General features: G+C 61.4%; 17 protein-coding genes. 6 read left to right on the top strand and 11 right to left on the bottom strand.

Going from position 1 to position 21,231, the window contains the following annotated elements; genetic code table 11:
* Nucleotides 1–274 precede the first annotated feature (274 nt).
* Both Q7F16_RS08150 and Q7F16_RS08145 read right to left on the bottom strand, forming a co-directional pair.
* Complete coding sequence (locus Q7F16_RS08150) at nt 275–874, bottom strand: FMN-dependent NADH-azoreductase (RefSeq protein ID WP_014337089.1); 600 nt, start codon at nt 872–874, stop codon at nt 275–277.
* 150 nt (nt 875–1,024) lie between these two features.
* Nucleotides 1,025–1,339: a hypothetical protein gene (locus tag Q7F16_RS08145; RefSeq protein WP_003198925.1), complete on the bottom strand. Its 315-nt coding sequence runs from the start codon at nt 1,337–1,339 to the stop codon at nt 1,025–1,027.
* Nucleotides 1,340–1,389: 50 nt separating this feature from the next.
* Here Q7F16_RS08145 and Q7F16_RS08140 point away from each other — a divergent pair, with 50 nt between their 5' ends.
* The 5 genes from Q7F16_RS08140 (at nt 1,390) to aqpZ (ending at nt 6,661) form a co-directional block, all read left to right on the top strand.
* The gene (locus tag Q7F16_RS08140) at nt 1,390–2,313 is read left to right on the top strand and encodes a LysR family transcriptional regulator (protein WP_014337088.1); all 924 of its coding nucleotides are present in this window, start codon (nt 1,390–1,392) and stop codon (nt 2,311–2,313) included.
* A 14-nt stretch (nt 2,314–2,327) separates the two neighbouring features.
* Nucleotides 2,328–3,131, top strand: a complete 804-nt coding sequence (locus tag Q7F16_RS08135; protein ID WP_046062943.1) for an alpha/beta fold hydrolase — start codon at nt 2,328–2,330, stop codon at nt 3,129–3,131.
* A gap of 4 nt (nt 3,132–3,135) precedes the next feature.
* Complete coding sequence (locus Q7F16_RS08130) at nt 3,136–3,699, top strand: peptidylprolyl isomerase (protein ID WP_014337086.1); 564 nt, start codon at nt 3,136–3,138, stop codon at nt 3,697–3,699.
* A gap of 82 nt (nt 3,700–3,781) precedes the next feature.
* Nucleotides 3,782–5,614: an ABC transporter ATP-binding protein gene (locus tag Q7F16_RS08125; RefSeq protein WP_014337085.1), complete on the top strand. Its 1,833-nt coding sequence runs from the start codon at nt 3,782–3,784 to the stop codon at nt 5,612–5,614.
* A 357-nt stretch (nt 5,615–5,971) separates the two neighbouring features.
* Nucleotides 5,972–6,661, top strand: coding sequence for an aquaporin Z (gene aqpZ / locus Q7F16_RS08120; protein ID WP_409556409.1), 690 nt, complete (start codon nt 5,972–5,974; stop codon nt 6,659–6,661).
* Nucleotides 6,662–6,677: 16 nt separating this feature from the next.
* On the opposite strand, the gene Q7F16_RS08115 is transcribed toward aqpZ, so the two are convergent.
* The 7 genes from Q7F16_RS08115 to aceK form a co-directional block, all read right to left on the bottom strand.
* Nucleotides 6,678–7,802: a GNAT family N-acetyltransferase gene (locus Q7F16_RS08115; RefSeq protein ID WP_046062941.1), complete on the bottom strand. Its 1,125-nt coding sequence runs from the start codon at nt 7,800–7,802 to the stop codon at nt 6,678–6,680.
* 142 nt (nt 7,803–7,944) lie between these two features.
* Nucleotides 7,945–9,255 carry an OprO/OprP family phosphate-selective porin gene (locus Q7F16_RS08110; RefSeq protein WP_014337082.1) on the bottom strand — a complete coding sequence of 437 codons (1,311 nt, stop codon included), beginning with the start codon at nt 9,253–9,255 and terminating at the stop codon, nt 7,945–7,947.
* Between the two features lie 192 nt (nt 9,256–9,447).
* The gene (locus Q7F16_RS08105; RefSeq protein ID WP_046062940.1) at nt 9,448–9,684 is read right to left on the bottom strand and encodes an anti-sigma factor family protein; all 237 of its coding nucleotides are present in this window, start codon (nt 9,682–9,684) and stop codon (nt 9,448–9,450) included.
* Nucleotides 9,678–10,289: an RNA polymerase sigma factor gene (locus Q7F16_RS08100; protein WP_046062939.1), complete on the bottom strand. Its 612-nt coding sequence runs from the start codon at nt 10,287–10,289 to the stop codon at nt 9,678–9,680. The genes Q7F16_RS08105 and Q7F16_RS08100 overlap by 7 nt, the downstream gene beginning before the upstream one ends.
* 202 nt (nt 10,290–10,491) lie before the next feature.
* Entirely contained in the window at nt 10,492–11,613 is a 1,122-nt protein-coding gene (locus Q7F16_RS08095) for a beta-ketoacyl-ACP synthase III (RefSeq protein WP_046062938.1), read from the bottom strand.
* A gap of 339 nt (nt 11,614–11,952) precedes the next feature.
* A complete protein-coding gene (hrpA, locus tag Q7F16_RS08090) occupies nt 11,953–15,864 on the bottom strand; it encodes an ATP-dependent RNA helicase HrpA (RefSeq protein ID WP_046062937.1) in 3,912 nt (1,303 codons plus the stop codon).
* A 177-nt stretch (nt 15,865–16,041) separates the two neighbouring features.
* A complete protein-coding gene (aceK, locus tag Q7F16_RS08085; RefSeq protein WP_079305170.1) occupies nt 16,042–17,763 on the bottom strand; it encodes a bifunctional isocitrate dehydrogenase kinase/phosphatase in 1,722 nt (573 codons plus the stop codon).
* Nucleotides 17,764–17,893: 130 nt separating this feature from the next.
* Here aceK and Q7F16_RS08080 point away from each other — a divergent pair, with 130 nt between their 5' ends.
* On the top strand, nt 17,894–18,802 hold the full coding sequence (locus Q7F16_RS08080; protein WP_079305168.1) for a DMT family transporter: 909 nt from the start codon (nt 17,894–17,896) through the stop codon (nt 18,800–18,802).
* Between the two features lie 121 nt (nt 18,803–18,923).
* On the opposite strand, the gene Q7F16_RS08075 is transcribed toward Q7F16_RS08080, so the two are convergent.
* Together Q7F16_RS08075 and Q7F16_RS08070 are read right to left on the bottom strand one after the other, a co-directional pair.
* The gene (locus Q7F16_RS08075) at nt 18,924–19,787 is read right to left on the bottom strand and encodes a DMT family transporter (RefSeq protein WP_018607563.1); all 864 of its coding nucleotides are present in this window, start codon (nt 19,785–19,787) and stop codon (nt 18,924–18,926) included.
* Nucleotides 19,788–20,123: 336 nt separating this feature from the next.
* Nucleotides 20,124–21,062, bottom strand: coding sequence for an aspartyl/asparaginyl beta-hydroxylase domain-containing protein (locus tag Q7F16_RS08070; RefSeq protein WP_046062933.1), 939 nt, complete (start codon nt 21,060–21,062; stop codon nt 20,124–20,126).
* Nucleotides 21,063–21,231 lie beyond the last annotated feature (169 nt).

Here is a 21,231-nt window from a genome sequence, read left to right as displayed (position 1 = left end):
GCGCGCGTAAATTACCACAGCCAGCGTCGAGAGACTTGCCCAATCCGATTGGGTCTGCAGCCTGCACATCTTCCAGCCCTCAAGACGTGAAGGGCCGTCCATTTAAGTGGTCGCTGTTTCTATTCCCCAAAAAAAAGCCCGATCTCGCTAACGCGTTCAATCGGGCTGATGCACTCAGGAGCAATAAGTGCAAAGGGAGGTTCGATGCGCAAAACGGTTTGAAGGGAAGCGCCAGCTCAATAGACCATCTGGCGATTATCCGAGGATTAACGGATCAAGCGACCTGGGACAGTTTGGCGTTGGCCTGATTCAGGCCCTTCTCCTGGAAGTCGCCGCCCAGGTTCATGCCCTCGGCATGGATGAAGGTCACGTCATGGATCCCGATGAAGCCCATGACCTGGCGCAGGTAGGGTTCTTGATGGTCAGTGCTGCCGCCGGCATGAATGCCACCACGGGCGGTCAGCACGAAGGCGCGCTTGTCGGCCAGCAGGCCTTGGGGGCCGGTGGGAGTGTATTTGAACGTCACGCCAGCACGCAGCACGTGGTCGAGCCAGGCTTTCAGGGTGCTGGGGATGGCGAAGTTGTACATCGGCGCTGCCATCACCAGCACGTCAGCGGCCAGCAACTCATCGGTCAGTTGGTTGGAGCGCTCCAGCGAGGTGTTTTCAACGTCATTGCGCTGCTCGGCAGGCTTCATCCAGCCACCCAGCAGATTGGCATCCAGGTGTGGCACCGGGTTGATGGCCAGGTCGCGAACGCTGATTTCATCGGCCGGATGCGCCGCTTTCCACTGGCTGATGAAGGTTTGGGTCAGTTGACGGGACACCGAGTCTTGTTGGCGGGCACTGCTTTCGATGATCAGAACGCGGGACATGGCTTGTAGGCTCCATCTGAGAATGTTGTCAGTCGATGGAGTGAAGGTTAAACGCGAGCATATCGATGAAAAAGCGCAAATAACTGCTGTAAAGCATCGATAAATTCGTTTATAAGCGGAGCAAGCAATATTGCCTGCCCCACTCCCGGGCTATTTCGGCTGACAGGTCAGCTTGATGCGCAGCTTGATGATGTTGCGGTTGAACTTGGCCGTGGCGTTCTTGAACTTGCCGGCGGCGACTTCGATCTTGCGGGTGCGAGGTGCTTCAGGGCCATTGCTGAAGACCACGGTGCAGGCCGCATCGGTGCTGCCGTAGTTGTTGACCTGGATGGAACCGATATCGGCATCGGTGTCATAGGCGTTGTAGTCGATGCTCAGCCCGTTGAGGTGTTTTTCCACATCGATCGGGTAGGCAAACGCAGTCAGTGGCAGCAAGGCCAGCACCACACAACAGATTTTCTTCATTCGGCAGTCTCCACCAAGGGACTGCCAGCTTAGGACAAGAGGAGCCCGATATGAAAGCGCCCCGCGTGACCCTTGATCAATGGCGCACCTTGCAGGCCGTGGTCGACCACGGCGGTTTCGCCCAGGCCGCTGAAGTGCTGCATCGCTCCCAGTCGTCAGTGAGCTACACCGTGGCCCGCATGCAGGATCAGCTCGGCGTACCGTTGCTGCGCATCGATGGGCGCAAGGCCGTGTTGACCGAAGCCGGCGGTGTGCTGCTGCGCCGCTCGCGACAACTGGTGAAACAGGCCAGCCAACTGGAAGACCTGGCCCACCACATGGAGCAAGGCTGGGAAGCGGAAGTGCGCCTGGTGGTCGACGCGGCCTACCCCAACGCCCGCCTCGTTCGCGCCTTGACGGCGTTCATGCCACAAAGCCGTGGCTGCCGGGTGCGGCTGCGCGAAGAAGTGTTGTCGGGTGTCGAAGAAGTGCTGCTCGAAGGCGTGGCCGACCTGGCCATCAGCAGCTTCAGCATTCCTGGCTATCTGGGAGCCGAATTGAGCGACGTTGAATTCGTCGCGGTGGCCCATCCCGAACACGCCCTGCATCGCCTCAACCGCGAGCTGACGTTCCAGGATCTGGAAAGCCAGTTGCAAGTGGTGATCCGCGACTCTGGACGCCAGCAACCTCGTGACGTGGGTTGGCTCGGTGCCGAGCAGCGCTGGACCGTCGGCAGCCTGGCCACCGCTGCGACTTTCGTGGGCAGCGGCCTGGGCTTCGCCTGGCTGCCCCGGCACATGATTGAGCGGGAACTCAAGGAAGGCACGCTTAAACAGCTACCCTTGGATCAGGGCGGCAGTCGCAACCCGAGCTTCTATCTGTATTCGAACAAGGAAAAACCCCTGGGCCCGGCCACGCAAATCCTGGTCGAATTGCTGCGCACCTTCGACACTGCGCCGCTGGATGCACCGTTCGCCGCCCCTGAACAAGCCTGACAAGGACTTCGACGATGGCCTATTTTTCACACGAAGGTTGCAACCTGCACTACGAGGAATACGGCCACGGCGCGCCCTTGCTGCTGGTCCACGGGCTGGGCTCCAGTACCCGGGATTGGGAAAAGCAGATCCCGGTGCTGTCCGCCCATTACCACCTGATCGTGGTGGATGTGCGCGGCCACGGTCGCTCCGACAAGCCGCCGGAGCGCTACAGCATCGAAGGCTTCAGCGCCGACCTGATCGCCTTGATCGAACACCTGGGCCTGGGCCCGGTGCATCTGGTGGGTTGGTCCATGGGGGGCATGATTGTTTTTCAGTTGGCGGTGGATGAGCCCCATCGGGTCAAGAGCCTGTGCATCGTCAACAGCGCACCGGAGGTCAAGGTCCGCACGCTCGACGATTGCTGGCAATGGTTCAAGCGCTGGAGCCTGATGCGCCTGCTCAGCCTGGAGACCATCGGCAAGGCCCTCGGCGCCAAGTTATTCCCCAAGCCCGAACAAACCGAGTTACGCCTGGAAATGGCCCGACGCTGGGCAAAGAACGACAAACGTGCTTATCTCGCCAGCTTCGATGCGATCGTAGGCTGGGGCGTTCAGGAACGACTTTCACAGGTCACCTGTCCAACCCTCGTCATCTGCGCCGACCACGACTACACCCCGGTGGCGCTGAAAGAAGCCTATGTAAAACGGCTGCCCGATGCACGGCTGGTGGTCATCGCCGATTCACGGCACGCTACCCCGCTGGATCAACCCGAACGCTTCAACCAAACCCTGCTCGACTTTTTGACCGCAACCGATTCCACCACTCAGGATCTCTGACCCCATGCTGAAAAAACTCGCCCTTGCCGCCGGCACCGTACTGTTTGCCGCCAACCTGATGGCCGCGACACCCGCCAAGGCACCGCATGTATTGCTGGACACCACCAACGGCCAGATCGAAATCGAACTGGACCCGGTCAAGGCCCCCATCAGTACCAAGAACTTCCTTGAGTACGTGGACAGTGGCTTCTACAACAACACGATTTTTCACCGGGTGATCCCGGGGTTCATGGCCCAGGGCGGCGGCTTTACCCAGCAGATGCAGCAAAAAGACACCAAGGCACCGATCAAGAACGAAGCCAGCAATGGCCTGCACAACGTTCGTGGCACCTTGTCGATGGCCCGCACCTCCAACCCGGACTCGGCCACCAGCCAGTTCTTCATCAACGTGGCCGACAACGCCTTCCTCGATCCGGGCCGTGACGCCGGTTACGCGGTGTTCGCCAAAGTGGTCAAGGGCATGGACGTGGTGGACATCATCGTCAACTCCCAGACCACGACCAAACAAGGCATGCAAAACGTGCCGATCGACCCTGTGCTCATCAAGTCGGCCAAGCGCGTCGACTGAAGAGGCACATGGCAAGCCTGGGCGGCGCGGTGATCCCGCGCCGCCCATAGCAAAAGGAGAGCCCTTGCCAGGGCATTGACTGATGGTTTATCGCCGTTTCGAAACACTGATCGATATCTTCCGCGACGCCCCCACCTCGGCCCCGCCGAATCGCGTCCTGCCCTTCTACACCTATTACCTGAAACAGGTCTGGCCCAGCTTCGCCGTATTGCTGGTGGTGGGCCTGATCGGCGCGCTGATCGAAGTGGCGCTGTTCAGCTACCTGAGTCGCATCATCGACCTGACCCAGGGCACGCCCAACGTCGACTTCTTCAAGGTCCATGGCCTGGAGCTGGCCTGGATGGCCGTGGTGGCGCTGGTTTTCCGGCCGATCTTCGTGGCCCTGCATGACCTGCTCGTACACCAGACCCTGAGCCCCAGCATGACCAGCCTGATTCGCTGGCAGAACCACAGCTACGTGCTCAAGCAGAGCCTGAATTTCTTCCAGAACGACTTCGCCGGGCGCATCGCCCAGCGCATCATGCAGACCGGCAACTCCCTGCGTGACTCGGCGGTGCAGGCGGTGGATGCCCTCTGGCACGTGCTGATCTACGCCGTCAGTTCCCTGGTGCTGTTCGCCGAAGCCGACTGGCGCCTGATGATCCCGCTGCTGATGTGGATTGCCGCCTACATCGGCGCACTCTGCTATTTCGTGCCGCGGGTCAAGGAGCGCTCGGTGGTGTCGTCCGATGCCCGCTCCAAGCTGATGGGGCGGATCGTCGATGGCTACACCAACATCACCACCCTGAAGCTGTTCGCCCATACCAATTTCGAACAGCAATACGCCCGCGAAGCCATCCAGGAGCAGACCGAAAAAGCCCAGTTGGCTGGCCGGGTGGTGACCAGCATGGACCTGGTCATCACCAGCATGAACGGGCTGCTGATCGTCGGCACGACGGCCCTGGCGCTGTGGTTGTGGACCCAGTCGCTGATCAGCGTCGGCGCCATCGCGTTGGCCACCGGGCTGGTGATCCGCATCGTCAACATGTCAGGCTGGATCATGTGGGTCGTCACCGGCATCTTCGAAAACATCGGCATGGTCCAGGATGGTTTGCAGACCATCGCCCAGCCGGTCAGTGTCACCGACCGTGACCAGGCCAAGCCCCTGGCCGTGGCCCGGGGCGAGGTGCGTTTCGAGCATGTGGATTTCCACTATGGCAAGAAAAGCGGCGTGATCGGCGACCTCAACCTGACCATCAAGCCCGGCGAGAAAATCGGCCTGATCGGCCCGTCCGGCGCGGGTAAATCCACCTTGGTCAACCTGCTGCTGCGCCTCTATGACGTGCAGGGCGGGCGTATCCTCATCGACGGCCAGGACATCGCCGAAGTCGGCCAGGAAAGCCTGCGCGAGCGCATCGGCATGATTACCCAGGACACCTCGCTGCTGCATCGTTCGATTCGCGACAACCTGCTCTACGGCAAGCCAGACGCCACCGATGCGCAACTCTGGGAAGCCGTGCGCAAGGCCCGGGCCGATGAGTTCATCCCGCTGCTGTCGGACGCCGAAGGCCGCACCGGCTTCGATGCCCATGTAGGTGAGCGCGGCGTGAAACTGTCCGGCGGCCAGCGCCAGCGTATCGCTATCGCACGGGTGCTGCTCAAGGATGCGCCGATCCTGATCATGGACGAAGCGACGTCGGCGCTGGACTCGGAAGTCGAGGCGGCAATCCAGGAAAGCCTCGAGACCTTGATGCAAGGCAAGACCGTGATCGCCATCGCCCACCGCCTCTCCACCATCGCCCGGATGGACCGGTTGGTGGTGCTGGAGAATGGCCGCATCGCCGAAACCGGTAGCCATGCCGAGTTGCTGGCCCATGGCGGGTTGTATGCGCGGCTGTGGCAGCACCAGACGGGTGGGTTCGTGGGGATCGACTGAGCCTTCTGCAGACAGGAGGTGTGGGATCGTGTGGGAGCAAGGCTTGCCCGCGATGAAGATGACGCGGTCTCCCGGATGGCCCGAGCGCCTGCATCGCGAGCAAGCTTTGCTCCCACAGCCCAGTGTCCGAACGCCATTCTGAAAAATTCTGTCCAGGATCCATCTAGCCCACACCGCAACGACATACTCCCCGCCGACCACGGCCGGAACCGCCACCGTCCATGACGCTGGCGGTTTTTTATGTCGCTGGATTTGTCGCCACACTCTGCTGTACTCAGCCCAGGTTCTGGAGATGAACCTGTCGTAATACTGCTGGATGCATAACCGATTATCACGACTGTTTTATCAAGGATACTTATGTCTTTACTCAAACGTTCAACGACTGAGTTGTTGGGTACGTTCTGGCTGGTACTGGGCGGCTGTGGCAGCGCGGTATTGGCCGCCTCCGGGATTGGCGTGCTGGGGGTTGCCCTGGCCTTCGGCTTGACGGTGTTGACCATGGCGTTCGCCATCGGGCATATCTCGGGTTGCCACCTGAACCCGGCCGTTTCGTTGGGCTTGTACGTGGGCGGGCGGTTTCCGGCCAGGGAGTTGCCCGCCTACATCATTGCCCAGGTCATAGGGGGTGTGCTGGCCGCCGCGCTGATCTACTTCATCGCCAGCGGCAAGGAAGGCTTTGACCTGGCCGCGTCCGGCCTGGCCTCGAACGGTTACGGCGAGCATTCGCCTGGCGGGTATTCGATGGCGGCCGGTTTTGTCGCCGAGCTGGTCATGACGGCGATGTTCATCCTGATCATCCTCGGCGCCACCGATAAACGTGCACCGGCCGGGCTGGCGCCGATTGCCATCGGCCTGGCCCTGACGCTCATTCACCTGATCTCGATTCCGGTCACCAACACGTCCGTCAACCCGGCCCGCAGTACCGGTCCGGCGCTGATTGTCGGTGGCTGGGCGATCGAGCAACTGTGGCTGTTCTGGGTGGCGCCGCTGCTGGGCGCCGTCATCGGTGGTGTCTCGTACCGCTGGCTGGGCCAGGAAAACCGCTGAGCCACACCCGCGAAGATCAGCACTGCCGATAAGGCAGTGCTGTCTTCGCCTCTTCGGCATACGCCAGCACACCCTCCTGTTCCCGGGCGAGAAAATCTTCGACCGCGGCTTTCAAACCGGAGTGGCGCAGGTAATGCCATGAGCGGGTAATCACCGGCTCGAACCCGCGAATCAATTTGTGCTCGCCCTGGGCACCGGCGTCAAAGCGCTGCAAACCGTGGGCAATCGCGTAGTCCATGCCTTGATAGAAGCAGGTCTCGAAGTGCAGGCGGTCGAACTCCGCCAGGCAGCCCCAATAACGTCCATAGAAACTGTCGCCACCCACCAGGCTGAACGCCATCGCCACCGGCCGTGAACCTTGCTTGGCCAGCACCACGCGAATGGCCTCGGGCATGCGTTCGGCCAGCAGGCTGAAGAATGCCCGGGTCAGGTACGGCGCCTGGCGTCGTATCGCATAGGTGTTGGCGTAACAGGCGTAGACAAAGTCCCACTGCGCCTCGTCCAACTGATGACCTTCGAGCCATTCGAACGCGATGCCCTGCCCCGCCACTTGCTCGCGTTCCTTGCGCATCTGCTTGCGCTTGCGGGAACTGAGGGCATCGAGAAAATCCTGGAAGTCCCGATAACCGCGATTTTGCCAGTGATACTGACAGCCGATCCGCTGCAGCCAGCCCTCCTGCCCGGCGAGTGCCGCGTCGGTGAAGGGGTCGGTGAAGTTGATGTGGGCGCTGGAAAGCCCTTCGATTTCCAGATAGCCGGGCAGGCTACCCAGCAGTTCCAGGCCATCTTCCGCGCGCGCTGCCAGCAACCGCGGGCCACTGACCGGGCTGAACGGCACCGCCGTCAGCAGCTTGGGGTAGTACTCGATGCCGGCGCGGGCGCAAGCGTCGGCCCAGGCATGGTCGAACACGTATTCGCCGTAGGAATGCCACTTGCGATAACTGGGCAAGGCCGCCAGCAGACGACCGTCCTCAATGTGCAGCAAATGCTCGGCTTGCCAACCGGAACTCGGCCCCAGGCTGGCACTGTCTTCCAGGGTGCTGAGGAAGGCGTGGCGCAGGAAAGGCTGGTTGGCGGGCACCAGCGCGTCCCACTCGTGCGGCGCGATGGCGGATAGGCTGTCCAAGACGTGAAGCGGCATGCGGTTACTCGATAGCCAGACGACGGATGGAGCGAGTATCGCCGATCCTGACCGGGCGCACATAAAAAAACCCCGCCAGAGGCGGGGTTCAAAGGAGCGCTTTAACGGATGAAGTCAGAGCGGTGTATCAAGTCAGCGCGATTTAGAACACGTACTGGGCACGCATCACAAAACCGTCGCCATCGTCATCGCCATTGGCGTTGGTGACTTTGTCAGTCTTGGCCTTGACGTAGGCACCGGTGATTTTCACCGCTTCGTTGGCGTACCAGTTCACGCCCAGGTTGTGCACCTTGGCTTCGGCATCGCCCACTTCACGGGTGGCCGAGGCAGTGGTGATGTTGTCGTCTTCGACGGTCATGCTGTCGAAGCGGTAGAACACTTCCCAGGCGCCGATGGATTTGTTCTGAGGCTTGATCGCATCAAACTTGCCGACCTTATAACCGCGGGACTCACCGGTAATGGTGTAGGCACCCTGGACGTAGAAGCCGTGGCCTTTGAGGTCTTCGAAGGCGTCGCTGTCAGCCTTGGTCTTGCGGGAGATGTACTCACCCTGGATCGACGCAGGGCCCATGGCGAAAGCAGCTTCCAGGCCGAAGGCGGTGTCGGTGTCGTACGAACCGGCCGGCGAGTTGTTGGCGCCGCCCAGGACCGGACGGTTGCCGTTAGGGCCAGCGTCGTTGCCACCCAGGGTTTCAACACCGCGCATGCCCAAACGGGAGCGATAACGAGCGTCGAAGGCGGTGTCTGAAACGTCACGGGAGGCCACGTTCAAACCGAAGTGCAATACGTTGCCGGCTTCGTGCATCGGGGCGAACACGAAACGACCGTTGGCTTGCTTGATGCTGTTGCCGTCGGTGTCGTCAGTGTCTTTGCTGAATACACCGGCCGAGGCGTAGAACGAATCGGCGAAGGTGCTGGAGGCCTGGATGCCCAGACCGTTCTGATGGCCGTTGGCCCAGTCGATCAGGTCGTAAGCGGCGTTACGCTCAGGCGCGGTCACCCACTTGGAGCTGGTGGCTTTTTCCAGGCCGAAGTCGGGGTCGAAGCGACCGACTTTGATCGATACCGGCTTGAAGCCGTTATAGGCCAGGGATGCTTCGTCGAAATAGCCGTTATCGGAGTCGCCGCTGTTATGGGAGAAGTCGTAGTTGATGGTGTAGGCCCAGTCCGTGTACAGCACACCCGACAGCTCCAGGAAGCCGCGGCGGATGTAAGCGGCATCGGCCTTGTCGCCATTGTCGGTGTAGATACCGTCGAACTGGCTGTAGTCAGCCTGCAGACGACCACCGAGCTTGAAGCTGAACTCTTTGTCAGTGGTAGCGACCTCAAGGCCGCCCTTGGTTTTGACCACGATATCGGCGCCATCGGTGGTGACGGTGCCGGCGAAAGCCTGGGCGGTTACTGCCATTGCCAGTGCGCTGGCGGCAACACCTGCGAAGTGCTTGCGGATCATCGAAGAATTCCCCTGTTGGTAGTCATGCCGTTAGAAAACACGCGGAACTGGGCCCGCTGGTGTTGGGAGGGGATCTTGGCGATGGGTTGTGTCAGGGGAGTTGCTGCCAGATAAAGATTTTATGACAGCGGAACTTTTTACTTCGAATAGGAATAACCGAAAACCCTGTGGGATTGGGTGGTGCCTGGGGGTTTAGCGGATGTTTTTGCGGCGCTCGGCGGCGAGTTTCTCGGCGAGGTGATCCAGGTCGGGAATAGGTGGTTGCGGCAGTTTTTTGAGGGTCGCCTGCATCAGCCGCATCTGGCGGATAAAACGCCGGCACTTGGCACAGAACATCAGGTGATGGCGCACCATCAGGCGTTCACGAAAGCTCAGTTGTCCGTCGAGATAGTCGCTGGAGCGCGCCACTTGTTCCTTGCAGGTCAGCATTCGCCGGTTTCCTCGAAATGTTCAACAGTCGCGAAGACCTTCAGTCGGGCTCGATGCAGCAGCACGCGTACATTGGAGAGCGAGATGTCCAGGAGATTACAGATCTCGTCGAGTTCCAGGCCCTGACGTTCCCGCAGGGTCAGTACGCTGCCTTGCAGTTCCGACAGGCTGAGCAATGTGTGCTCCAGGCAATCGCGCAATTCGCTCATCGTGAGCAGCGCCTCAGGCGTGTCCTGGTGCCAGGCGAACGGCGCCAGCAGCCAATGACCATCGGCGGCGAAACGATCATCGCCCAGGGTGCCGTGGGGGGACGGAAGGTCATCGAGCAGCACTTCTCGGCGGTTTTGCTTGTAGCGCCCCTTGGCGGCGTTGGCCGTGATGGTCAACAGCCAGGTCTTGAGGCTGGAACGGCCCTGGAACCCACTGAGATTGCGTACCACCGACAACCACGCGTCCTGCACCACTTCGTCGGCATGGCGGCTGCCGACGATGGCATAGGCCACGGCGCGCATCGGGCTCTGGTAGGCGCTGACCAGCTCCTTGTAGGCCTGCTGCTCGCCGGCCAGGAGGCGTTGGAGCAGGCGGGTGTCATCGGTGACCGTCATTCAACGCCCTATTGTTGGATGAATCGCGGTTGTTGCAGCTTGTGGGAGCAAGGCTTGCCCGCGATGAAGGTGACGCGGTCTTCCGGGAAACCGAGGCGTCTGCATCGCGAGCAAGCTTTGCTCCCACAGGTTCCACAAGCCATAGGCCATAGGCCATAGGCCATAGGCCAGCAGGAATAAATCCTCTGGCCGCTAAAGTGGATCAACGCTTGCGCAAAATCACGCTGCCAATCGAATAACCGGCGCCGAACGAACTGAGTACGGCAACCGAGCCGCTGGGCAGGTCATCCTGGTATTTGTGGAATGCAATCACCGAACCGGCCGAACTGGTGTTGGCGTAGCGGTCGAGGATCACCGGGGCTTCCTCTTCGGTGGCTTCGCGTCCCAGCAGTTTGCGCACGATCAAGTGGTTCATGCTCAGGTTGGCCTGGTGCAACCAGAAGCGCTTCACCTCGCCAACGTTCAGCTGGTTTTCTTCCAAGTGAGCACCGATCAGCTCGGCCACCATCGGGCAGACGTCGCGGAACACCTTGCGGCCTTCCTGGACGAACAACTTGTCGCGGCTACCGGCGCCCTCTTCCGCGGCGCGGTTGAGGAAGCCGAAGTTGTTGCGGATGTTGTTGGAGAACTTGGTCAGCAGCTTGGTGCTGACCACGTCGAACTGGTACGGCGAGGTCGCCTGGTCCGCCCGTTCGATGATCACGGCGGTGGCCGCGTCGCCGAAGATGAAGTGACTGTCACGATCACGGAAGTTCAGGTGGCCGGTGCACACTTCCGGGTTGACCATCAGGATCGCCCGGGCCTGGCCCAGTTGCACGCTGTTGGCCGCTGCCTGGATGCCGAAAGTGGCCGAGGAACAGGCCACGTTCATGTCGAAACCGAAACCTTCGATGCCCAGGGCTTCCTGGACTTCGATGGCGATGGCCGGGTACGCACGCTGCAGGTTGGAACAGGCGACGATCACCCCATCAATGTCGGCGACGGTGCGGCCGGCGCGCTCCAGGGCCTGTTTCGCGGCGCCGATGGCCATTTCACACAGCACCGACCACTCGTCGTTGGAGCGCTCGGGCAACCGTGGGGTCATGCGTTGCGGATCGAGGATGCCATCCTTGTCCATGACAAAGCGGCTCTTGATGCCGGAGGCTTTTTCGATGAACGCGGCGTTGGATTCGGTCAAGGCCTCGACTTCACCGCGCGCGATGGCGTCGGCGTTGTCGGCGTTGAATTGCGCGACATAGGTATTGAAAGATTGCACCAGCTCTTCGTTGGAGATGCTGTTGGCCGGGGTGTACAGGCCGGTGCCGCTGATGACGACGTTATGCATGGTCGTGTCTCTGATCTGTTCAGGCAGAAAGCATTGGCACCGACGTACCAATACACAAAGGGACTTTTCCCATCCGGGGAAGCAGCCCTGGCATCGCTTTATTCCGATCCGCCCGAGGCATTGAAGCTCAAAACCACGGGACCGGCATTTATAGCCGCGAAGTTTGCCATAAACGCTGGCGTTTGGCCCATTCTCCTTGAGCTACAACACCCTACCCTGTGGGAGCGAGCTTGCTCGCGATAGCGGTGGTTCAGCCTGCATTGATATTGACTGATACACCGCTATCGCGAGCAAGCTCGCTCCCACAGGGGTTTCACAGGGGGTTGATGGTTTGTGGCATCAACCCTCCACCTGCCCCCACTGCTTGCCCAGGCGCTTGTCCGAGATCGGCACCTTGGTCCCCAGTTGCTGGGCGAACAGCGACACCCGGTATTCCTCCAGCCACCAGCGGTACAGCTCCAGTTGCGGGTCGCGCTTGCCTTCCTGGGCGTGTTTACTGGCGCGGGCCTGGTATTGGGCCCAGAGGTTCGACAGCTCGCCGCTCCAGACCCGGTCTTTCTGCACCTGGCTACCGAGCTTCTCGAAGCGTTGCTCGATGGCCTTGAGGTAGCGCGGCAGTTCCTTGAGCCACTGATGCGGGGTTTCGCGGACGAAGCCCGGGTAGACCAGGTGGCTGAGTTGCTGCTTGATATCGTTCAGCGCCACGGCCTGGGCCAGGTCGATCTTGCCCTTGAAGCGTTTTTGCAGGCCATGCCAGAGCTTGAGGATGTCCAGGGTCAGCTTCGCCAGGCGTTCGGCGTGCTCGGTCCAGCCGCCGCGCTTGCGCTCGACCAGCGAGGCCAGTGCGGCGCCGTCACGGGGCAGGCTCGCTTCGCCTTCGAGCACACAACTGTCGAGGCTGGTGAGCAGGATGTCTTCCACCAGGCTGTCGATGCGGCCCAAGTCGCGGTACAGCAGGCCCAGCTCCGTCAGCCCCGGCAGCTTGCCGCGCAGGAACTTGGCCGACTCGGCCAATTGCTGCATCAGCAAGCGCTGCAAGGCCCGTCGATGCTGGAACTCGGCTTCGGCCGGCGTAGGGAAACGCCCTTCCTTGACCACGCCGCCCTCTTCCACCAGCGCCGGGTAGACCGTCATCGACAGCCCGGCGATCTTCTGTTGGGTTTTCTCGGCCACCGGCGCGAAGACCTTCGCCTCCACCGGTGCCTGGCTTTTCGCCGTTTGCGGTACGGCCAAGGCCGCCTGGCTGGCTTCGGCAAAACGCGCCGTCAGCTCGGTCAGGTCGCGGCCTTCGCCAAGGAACTTGCCCTGGCCGTCGACGATTTCCAGATTCATGCGCAGGTGGCTTTCCACCTGCTGGGCGGCTTCGGCCCAGGCTTCGTCACTGACCCGCGCGCCCGTCATGCGCAGCAATTCACGGCCCAGGGACTGCGGCAACGAGCCCTCGGCGAAGGTGATGCGTTGCAGCGCCGCCTTGACGAAATCCGGCACCGGCACGAAATTCTTGCGCAAGGCCTTGGGCAGGTTGCGCACCAGGGCGATGCACTTGGCCTCGATCACCCCCGGCACCAGCCATTCCAGGCGTTCCGGCGGCAGCATCGGCAGCAGTGGCGCCGGCACTCGCAACGTCACGCCGTCGCGCGGGTGGTTGGGCTCGAAGTGATAACTCAGCGGCAAGGTCAGGTCGCCGACGCGCAAGGTGTCGGGGTAATGCGCGGCGGTGACTTCGCTGGCTTCGCGGGCCAACACGTCTTCTTCGCGCATGATCAGCAGTTGCGGGTCTTTCTGACTGTTGATCCGGTACCAGCTGTCGAATGTCGCGGTCTGGTGGATCTCGGCCGGCAAGCGCGCGTCGTAGAAGGCAAACAGGGTTTCCTCGTCCGCCAGAATATCGCGGCGGCGGGCCTTGGCTTCCAGCTCGTCGAGTTGCTCCAGCAACCGGGTATTGGCGCTCAGGCACTTGGCCTTGGACTGGATCTCGCCGCGCACCAATGCCTCGCGGATGAACAATTCACGGGAAACCACCGGGTCCACCGGCCCGTAATGCACCGGTCGCCGACCAACGACGATGAGCCCGAACAGGGTGATTTGCTCATAGGCCACCACCTGCCCGCGCTTCTTCTCCCAATGGGGTTCGAAGTGGTTTTTCTTGATCAGGTGCCCGGCCAGCGGTTCGATCCAGTCCGGTTCGATCTTGGCCACCATGCGCGCATACAGCTTGGTGGTTTCCACCAACTCGGCGGTCATCAGCCATTGCGGACGCTTCTTGCCCAGGCCCGACGAGGGGTGGACCCAGAACCGCCGCTGGCGAGCGCCCAGGTAGTCGCCGTCTTCGGTTTTCTGGCCGATCTGGCTCAACAGGCCCGAGAGCACCGCTTTGTGCAGTTTCGGGAAATCAGCTGGTTCTTTGTTGAGGCTCAACTGCATGTCACGGCAGATCAAGCTCAACTGCCGATGAGAATCACGCCACTCGCGCAGGCGCAGGTAATTGAGGAAGTTCTTGCGGCACCAATTGCGCAGCGGGCTGGCGGTCAGGGCCTGGCGCTGCTCTTCGAAACCGCGCCACAGGTTGACCAGCCCGGCGAAGTCCGAATCCGCGTCCTTCCACTGGGCATGGGCCTGGTCCGCCGCCTGTTGGCGCTCCGGCGGACGCTCGCGGGGGTCCTGGATCGACATGGCACTGGCGACGATCAACACTTCCTGCAAACTGCCCAACTTCGCCGCTTCCAACAGCATGCGGCCCATGCGCGGGTCCACCGGCAGGCGCGCCAACTGGCGACCGAGCGGGGTCAACTGGCTGTTGCGGTCCACCGCCGACAACTCTTGCAGCAGGTTGAAACCGTCACTGATGGCCTTGCCATCCGGCGGTTCGATGAACGGGAAATCGGTGATCTCGCCGAGGCGCAGGTGCAGCATCTGCAGGATCACCGCCGCCAAGTTGGTGCGCAGGATCTCCGGGTCGGTAAATTCCGGCCGTCCAAGAAAATCTTCTTCGCTGTACAACCGCACGCAGATCCCCGGCTCGACTCGCCCGCAGCGGCCCTTGCGCTGGTTGGCACTGGCCTGGGAAATGGCTTCGATGGGCAGGCGCTGGACCTTGGCCCGATAGCTGTAGCGGCTGATGCGAGCGGTGCCGCTGTCGATCACGTAGCGGATGCCCGGCACGGTCAGCGAGGTTTCGGCGACGTTGGTCGCCAGCACCACGCGACGGCCCGGGTGGGACTGGAAGATGCGCTGCTGTTCGGCCGGCGACAATCGCGCATACAGCGGCAGAATTTCGGTGTGCTTGAGCTGGGCTTTGCGCAGCATTTCGGCCGCGTCGCGAATCTCCCGCTCACCCGGCAGGAACACCAACACGTCCCCAGGGCTGCGCCGCTCGCTGCGCTCGTAGGCGGCGATCTCATCGAGGGTGGCGAGGATCGCCTGGTCGACGGTCAAGTCGTCTTCGACCCGGTTGCCTTCTTCGTCCTGCTCCAGGGTCAGCGGGCGATACCAGGTGTCCACCGGGAACGTGCGACCCGAGACTTCGACGATCGGCGCGTCATCGAAATGCTTGGAGAAGCGCTCCAGGTCGATGGTCGCCGAGGTGATGATGACTTTCAGGTCCGGACGGCGTGGCAGCAGGGTCTTGAGGTAACCCAGCAGGAAGTCGATGTTCAGGCTGCGTTCGTGGGCTTCGTCGACGATGATCGTGTCGTAGCGCTCGAGGTAGCGGTCATTCTGGGTCTCGGCCAGCAGGATGCCGTCGGTCATCAGCTTGATCAGGGTGTTGGCGTCGCTCTGGTCCTCGAACCGCACCTGATAGCCCACCAGCGCCCCCAACGGCGTGGCCAGTTCCTCGGCCACCCGGCTCGCCACACTGCGCGCGGCGATCCGTCGCGGTTGGGTGTGGCCGATCAAGCCGTGCTGGCCGCGACCGATTTCCAGGCAGATCTTCGGCAACTGCGTGGTTTTCCCCGAGCCGGTTTCGCCGGCAATGATCAGCACCTGGTGCTTGAGCAGCGCGTCCTTGATTTCGTCGCGCTTGGCGGCAATCGGCAAATTGTCGTCGTAGCGGATCACCGGCAGGCTCGCCTTGCGCGCCAACACCTGATCGCACGACGCCTGCATGCGCGCCACCCACTGGGCCAGCTTGGCCTCGTCGGGCTTCTTGCGCAGCTCGAACAACTGGCGCCGCAACCGGTTACGGTCGGCGAGCATGGCGTGGTCGAGGTTTTTCAGCAGCTTGTCGATAGCGGGGGCTTGGTCAGTCATCAGGTACGCAAGGGTCGTCGGTTTGAGCAGGGGGCGATTGTCGCAGATTTGCGCACAAATAAACCTGTGGGAGCAAAGCTTGCTCGCGATACAGGCGCCTCGGTCCCCCGGGAGACCGCGTCATCTTCATCGCGGGCAAGCCTTGCTCCCACAGGTTTATTGAGGACTCTTGCCGGGTTATTCGTTGTCCAGGTCCTTGCGCCGATACGGGAACACATCGATCACCTTCCCCGCCCGGATCGCCTCTTGCAGGCCTTTCCAGTAGTCGGCGTTGTACAACTCGCCGTGCAACTGGTCGAACAGCTTGCGCTGCCCGGCGTCGGCGAACAGGAACGGCGGGAACTCTTCGGGGAAGACGTCCAGCGGGCCGATGGAATACCAGGGCTCGGAGGCCATTTCGTCTTCCGGTGTGCGGGGCTGGGGGATGTGGCGGAAGTTGGCTTCGGTCAGGAAGCAGATTTCATCGTAGTCGTAGAACACCACGCGGCCGTGGCGGGTCACGCCGAAGTTCTTGAGCAGCATGTCGCCGGGGAAGATATTGGCCGCCGCCAGTTGCTTGATGGCCAGGCCATAGTCTTCCAGCGCCTCGCGCACCTGGTCCGGGTTGGCGTTTTCCAGATACAGGTTCAGCGGCGTCATCCGGCGTTCGGTCCAGCAGTGGCGAATCAGCACCGTGTCGCCTTCCACCGACACCGTGGACGGCGCCACTTCCAGCAGTTCCTCCAGGCACGCCGGCTCGAACTTGCTCAGGGGAAAACGGAAATCGGCGAACTCCTGGGTATCGGCCATGCGCCCGACCCGGTCGACGCTTTTCACCAGTCGGTATTTCTCGATCACCGTGGCCCGGTCGACGTTTTTCGACGGCGAGAAACGGTCCTTGATGATCTTGAACACCGTGTTGAAGCCCGGCAGGGTGAACACGCTCATGACCATGCCACGCACCCCCGGGGCCATGATGAACTGGTCGTCGGTGTTCGCCAGGTGGTTGATCAGTGCCCGGTAGAACTCGGACTTGCCGTGCTTGTAGAAACCGATGGAGGTGTACAACTCGGCGATGTGCTTGCCCGGCAGGATGCGCTTGAGAAAGCCGATGAATTCCGCCGGCACCGGCACGTCCACCATGAAGTACGAGCGGGTGAACGAGAAGATGATCGACACCTGCGCCTCGTCGGTGATCAGCGCATCGATCTGGATACCCCGGCCCTCGCGGTGCAACAGCGGGATCACCAGCGGCCACTGGTCCTCGCGGGTGTAGATCCGGCCCACCAGGTAGGCACCCTTGTTGCGATAAAGCACTGAAGAAAACAACTCCACCGTCAGCTCCGGGTCCTTGCAGACCCAGTCGGGCAGGTTCTCGCGCAACTGCGCTTCGAGGCGCTGCAGGTCACCCGGCAGATCGGCGTAGTTCTCGCTGAAACGGTAATCGGCGAACACGCTCGCCAGCATCCGGTCCAACTGCCCCTGGGGCTTGTAGGTGCGGGTCTGGGCGGCGCGAGCCCGGCGCAGGCTGGGCCGGGTGGTGTGGATGAACATGGTGCCGTCGCTGATCAGGTCGTGGCTGAACAGCCCGCAGAAGATCGAGTTGTACCAGGTTTCCGACAGCTCATCGTCGAAGCGCAGGTCGATCAGGCTGATGTAGGCGCTCTTGACCAGCGGCCAGCAGCTCACGTCCATCAGGGTTTCGTCATCGAAGGCGTTGTGCAGCCTGGCGACGGTTTCGAAGACTTTTTCTTCATACAAGTTGATGCGCGCCGCCGAAGCCGCTTGCGCCTCCAGCCACAAGGCCTGTTCGAACCGGGCGCGGGCGCCATCGGTGATCTGCCGGAAATGCTCACGATAATCGTCGAAGCCGTCGAGGATCGAACGGGCGATTTCGATGGCGGGCCATGGCTGCGGCATAGGGTAAACCTCGGCGGGTCATGCTTGTTATTGGCGACTGAGCTTAGAGGCCAATCACGCGCCAACGCAACCATTGCCATCGCTATTCAGGGCGGCGACACTTGCCGCCCAATCAAGGAAGGAATGACTCGTGAACCTCGTCGATATCCTGCGTTTACTGTCACTGGCCGCTATCTGGGGCGCCAGTTTCCTGTTCATGCGCATTATCGCCCCCGTCATTGGCACCATCCCCACGGCATTTTTTCGCGTGTCCATCGCCTTCGTCGGGCTGCTGGTGATCCTGGCCCTGATGCGCGTCGACTGGAATTTTCGCGGCAAGCTCAAGGTCGTGATGGGGCTGGGCCTGATCAACTCCGGCATTCCGGCCACGTTCTATTCGCTGGCGGCCCAGGTGCTGCCGGCCGGTTACTCGGCGATCTTCAACGCCACCACGCCGTTGATGGGGGTGTTGATCGGCGGTTTGTTCTTCAGCGAAAAACTCACCCCAGCCAAGGTTAGCGGTGTCTGCCTGGGCCTGTTCGGCGTCGGCATCCTGACCCGCGCCGGCCCGGTGGCGTTCGACCTGCAATTGTTGATGGGCGCCCTCGCCTGCCTGCTGGCCACCACCTGCTACGGCTTCGCCGGTTTCCTCACCCGTCGCTGGCTCGATCAGCAAGGGGGCCTGGACAGCCGTCTCTCGGCCCTGGGCAGCATGTTCGGCGCCACGGTGTTCTTGCTGCCGCTGTTTGGCTACAGCGTCATCAGCCAGCCACCGGCCAGTTGGGGTGGTTGGAGCGTCTGGCTGTCACTGCTGGGGCTGGGCCTGGTGTGTACTGCGCTGGCGTACATTCTTTACTTCCGCCTGCTCAGCTCCATCGGCCCGGTCAAATCCATGACCGTGACCTTCCTGATCCCGCCATTCGGCGTGCTGTGGGGGGCGTTGCTGCTGGATGAGCCGTTGGGGATGGCGCATCTGTATGGTGGGGTGTTGATTGCGGCGGCGTTGTGGTTGGTGCTCAAGCCAGGGGGGGTGAAACCGGCTGAGGTGTCTGCCCGGTAGCTCATCGGTGTAGCCGAATATGCCATCGCGGGCAAGCCTTGCTCCCACAAGGACTACACATAACCTGTGGGAGCTTGGCTTGCCCGCGATGGCGGTTGTTCAGTCAGCGAGCAGCCAAAACTCAGCGACTTTTACGAAACACAAACACCAACCCCACGATGATCAGCACCATCCCCAGCAAGCTCAACAACGCCAGCCGGTTGCCAAACACCAGGTAGTCCATGATCGCCGTCACCGCCGGCACCAGGTAGAACAGGCTGGTGACATTCACCAGGTTGCCGCGGGCGATCAGTCGGTACAGCAGCAACGTCGCCAGCACCGACACCACCAGCCCCATCCACAACACCGGCACGAAGAACCCCGTGCTGTACTCGAAATGAAACGGCTGGAACGGCACGAACACCGCGCACAGCACCAGCCCGGCCAGGTACTGCACCGGCAGCGTGCCCAGTGGGTTGTCGGTGATGCGCTTCTGCATGATGGAGCCGGCCGTCATGCTCACCAGTGCCAGCAACCCGCAGAGCATCCCGGCCAGGGACATACCGGCCAGGCCGATGCCCTGGTACACCACCATCACCAGCCCGACCAAACCCAGCGCCAGGCCGAACATCCGCGACCAGGAACGCTGACGTTCCATGAGCACCACGGTCAGGATCGGTTGCACACCCATCAGCGTTGCCATGACCCCCGGCGTGACACTCATTTGCAGCGCCAGCAGATAAAAGATCTGGTAGGCGCCCAGCAGCACCATCCCGGTGGTCGCCGCGTACAACATCGGCTTGCCAGTCTTGGGCAGCTTGAACTTGAGCAACGGAATCAACAGCACCAGCGCCGACAGCGCGATGGCAAAACGGATCAGCAAAAAGGCGAAGGGAGAAGCGTGGGCCAGGCCCAGCTTGGAAAAGATCGCCCCGCTGCTCCACAGCAAAACGAACAGGCTCGTGGAAGCCGCCGCCAACAAGGCGTTTTTGGAAAGGGAAAACATGGATACCACCTGTAGTCAGGCAAAAAGCCAACTCAGCCGAAGCTGAAGTCCAGTAGTTTTTTCAGGCGGGCACAGGGGATGGCAACCGTTGCCGATCAGCCCTGAATGCCAACACCCGGCGGTGATACGAAGGCGTACACCGATGAGCTACTGACAGGTGGGGGGTATTGACCGATCTGCGCAGGCTGCTGGTTCCCACACGGCACGACGCCAGCGTTGAACGCTGGAACCACGACCGCGATGACAGGGGATGCAGGCATGAGCCGATCTCTTGAAGGGGGTTCGAAAACCCGAAGAGCGCAGACTATAACCAGCGCTCGATGGACTGCGCAATGTTTAAACGAACAACCAATAGCCAAGCGCCGTCAGCACCGCCACCGCCAACACCGGCCGCATCACCCGGTAGGCCTTGGGATGCTTGCGCTTGAATTGCTTGACCCGGCCGCTGATGCCGTCGCTGAACGACTTGCTCCAGGCATAAGCCTGGTTGATCCCGCCGACGTGTTCATCGTCGAGGTTCTGCGGCGCGGTGGCGCGTCCCAGGAAAGCGCTGATGGTGCGATTGAGGCGGGTCATCAATCGGCTGTTCAAGGGCCGCTCGACATCACAGAAGAGGATCACGCGGGTCTGCGGGGTTTCGTTCTTGACCCAGTGCACATAGGTTTCATCGAACATGACATCTTCGCCGTCGCGCCAGGCGTAGATCTGACCGTCGACGAAGATCCGACAATCATCGGAATTGGGGGTGGACAGCCCCAGGTGATAACGCAACGAACCGGCGAAGGGGTCTCGGTGGGGATTCAGATGGCTGCCACCGGGCAGTAGCGCAAACATCGCGCCCCGGACGTTGGGGATCCGACTGACCAACTCGACCGTCCTGGGGCACAGCAACTCAGCCGACGGCAGCGGTTTGTCGTACCATTTGAGGTAAAAACGCTTCCAGCCCTTCTTGAAGAACGAGCCGAAACCCGCGTCGTTGTTCTTCTCGGCAGCGCGAATGTAGCCCTCGTCGAACAGGTGCATGGCCTCGTCGCGAATGACTTGCCAGTTGTCCTTGAGCACATCCAGTTCGGGGAACTGGCTGCGATCCAGGTAAGGTCTCGAGGGCACGCCGGAGAACAGGTACATCAGGGTGTTATAGGGGGCGAACAGTGCCGAGTGGTTGACGAACTGACGCAGCACCGGCAAACGCGCCTTGCCACGCAAATGCACATAAAGCGTACTGCCCACAAACAGAAGCAACACCGAGGCCTTGGCGACAAACGAAACGGTCATTTTTACCACTCCTTGTCCAAAAACAACTGACGCAACGCCTACTGCCCGGCGTAGCCAAGGGCCATGATCAACATGCATGGCCCGGGTAAAAATCGTCTGACGCAACATTCTCTGTTGAGTAAAACGCAATAAACACTTTCTAACAGGCGCCACCTGAACCTTGGCTGAC

Origin of the sequence: Pseudomonas sp. Lb2C2, from assembly GCF_052112205.1 — a bacterium.
GTDB classification, from domain to species: domain Bacteria; phylum Pseudomonadota; class Gammaproteobacteria; order Pseudomonadales; family Pseudomonadaceae; genus Aquipseudomonas; species Aquipseudomonas kilonensis.
The sequence above is the reverse complement of the archived record's forward strand: the minus strand, read 5'-3'. Positions and strand labels throughout refer to the sequence as shown.

What these genes read in the sequence shown, in the direction of transcription:
- Q7F16_RS08150 (WP_014337089.1), bottom strand. Translation starts at nt 874, where the DNA reads ATGTCCCGCGTTCTGATCATCGAAAGCAGTGCCCGCCAACAAGACTCG.
- Q7F16_RS08145 (WP_003198925.1), bottom strand. Translation starts at nt 1,339, where the DNA reads ATGAAGAAAATCTGTTGTGTGGTGCTGGCCTTGCTGCCACTGACTGCG.
- Q7F16_RS08140 (WP_014337088.1), top strand. Translation starts at nt 1,390, where the DNA reads ATGAAAGCGCCCCGCGTGACCCTTGATCAATGGCGCACCTTGCAGGCC.
- Q7F16_RS08135 (WP_046062943.1), top strand. Translation starts at nt 2,328, where the DNA reads ATGGCCTATTTTTCACACGAAGGTTGCAACCTGCACTACGAGGAATAC.
- Q7F16_RS08130 (WP_014337086.1), top strand. Translation starts at nt 3,136, where the DNA reads ATGCTGAAAAAACTCGCCCTTGCCGCCGGCACCGTACTGTTTGCCGCC.
- Q7F16_RS08125 (WP_014337085.1), top strand. Translation starts at nt 3,782, where the DNA reads ATGGTTTATCGCCGTTTCGAAACACTGATCGATATCTTCCGCGACGCC.
- aqpZ (WP_409556409.1), top strand. Translation starts at nt 5,972, where the DNA reads ATGTCTTTACTCAAACGTTCAACGACTGAGTTGTTGGGTACGTTCTGG.
- Q7F16_RS08115 (WP_046062941.1), bottom strand. Translation starts at nt 7,802, where the DNA reads ATGCCGCTTCACGTCTTGGACAGCCTATCCGCCATCGCGCCGCACGAG.
- Q7F16_RS08110 (WP_014337082.1), bottom strand. Translation starts at nt 9,255, where the DNA reads ATGATCCGCAAGCACTTCGCAGGTGTTGCCGCCAGCGCACTGGCAATG.
- Q7F16_RS08105 (WP_046062940.1), bottom strand. Translation starts at nt 9,684, where the DNA reads ATGCTGACCTGCAAGGAACAAGTGGCGCGCTCCAGCGACTATCTCGAC.
- Q7F16_RS08100 (WP_046062939.1), bottom strand. Translation starts at nt 10,289, where the DNA reads ATGACGGTCACCGATGACACCCGCCTGCTCCAACGCCTCCTGGCCGGC.
- Q7F16_RS08095 (WP_046062938.1), bottom strand. Translation starts at nt 11,613, where the DNA reads ATGCATAACGTCGTCATCAGCGGCACCGGCCTGTACACCCCGGCCAAC.
- hrpA (WP_046062937.1), bottom strand. Translation starts at nt 15,864, where the DNA reads ATGACTGACCAAGCCCCCGCTATCGACAAGCTGCTGAAAAACCTCGAC.
- aceK (WP_079305170.1), bottom strand. Translation starts at nt 17,763, where the DNA reads ATGCCGCAGCCATGGCCCGCCATCGAAATCGCCCGTTCGATCCTCGAC.
- Q7F16_RS08075 (WP_018607563.1), bottom strand. Translation starts at nt 19,787, where the DNA reads ATGTTTTCCCTTTCCAAAAACGCCTTGTTGGCGGCGGCTTCCACGAGC.
- Q7F16_RS08070 (WP_046062933.1), bottom strand. Translation starts at nt 21,062, where the DNA reads ATGACCGTTTCGTTTGTCGCCAAGGCCTCGGTGTTGCTTCTGTTTGTG.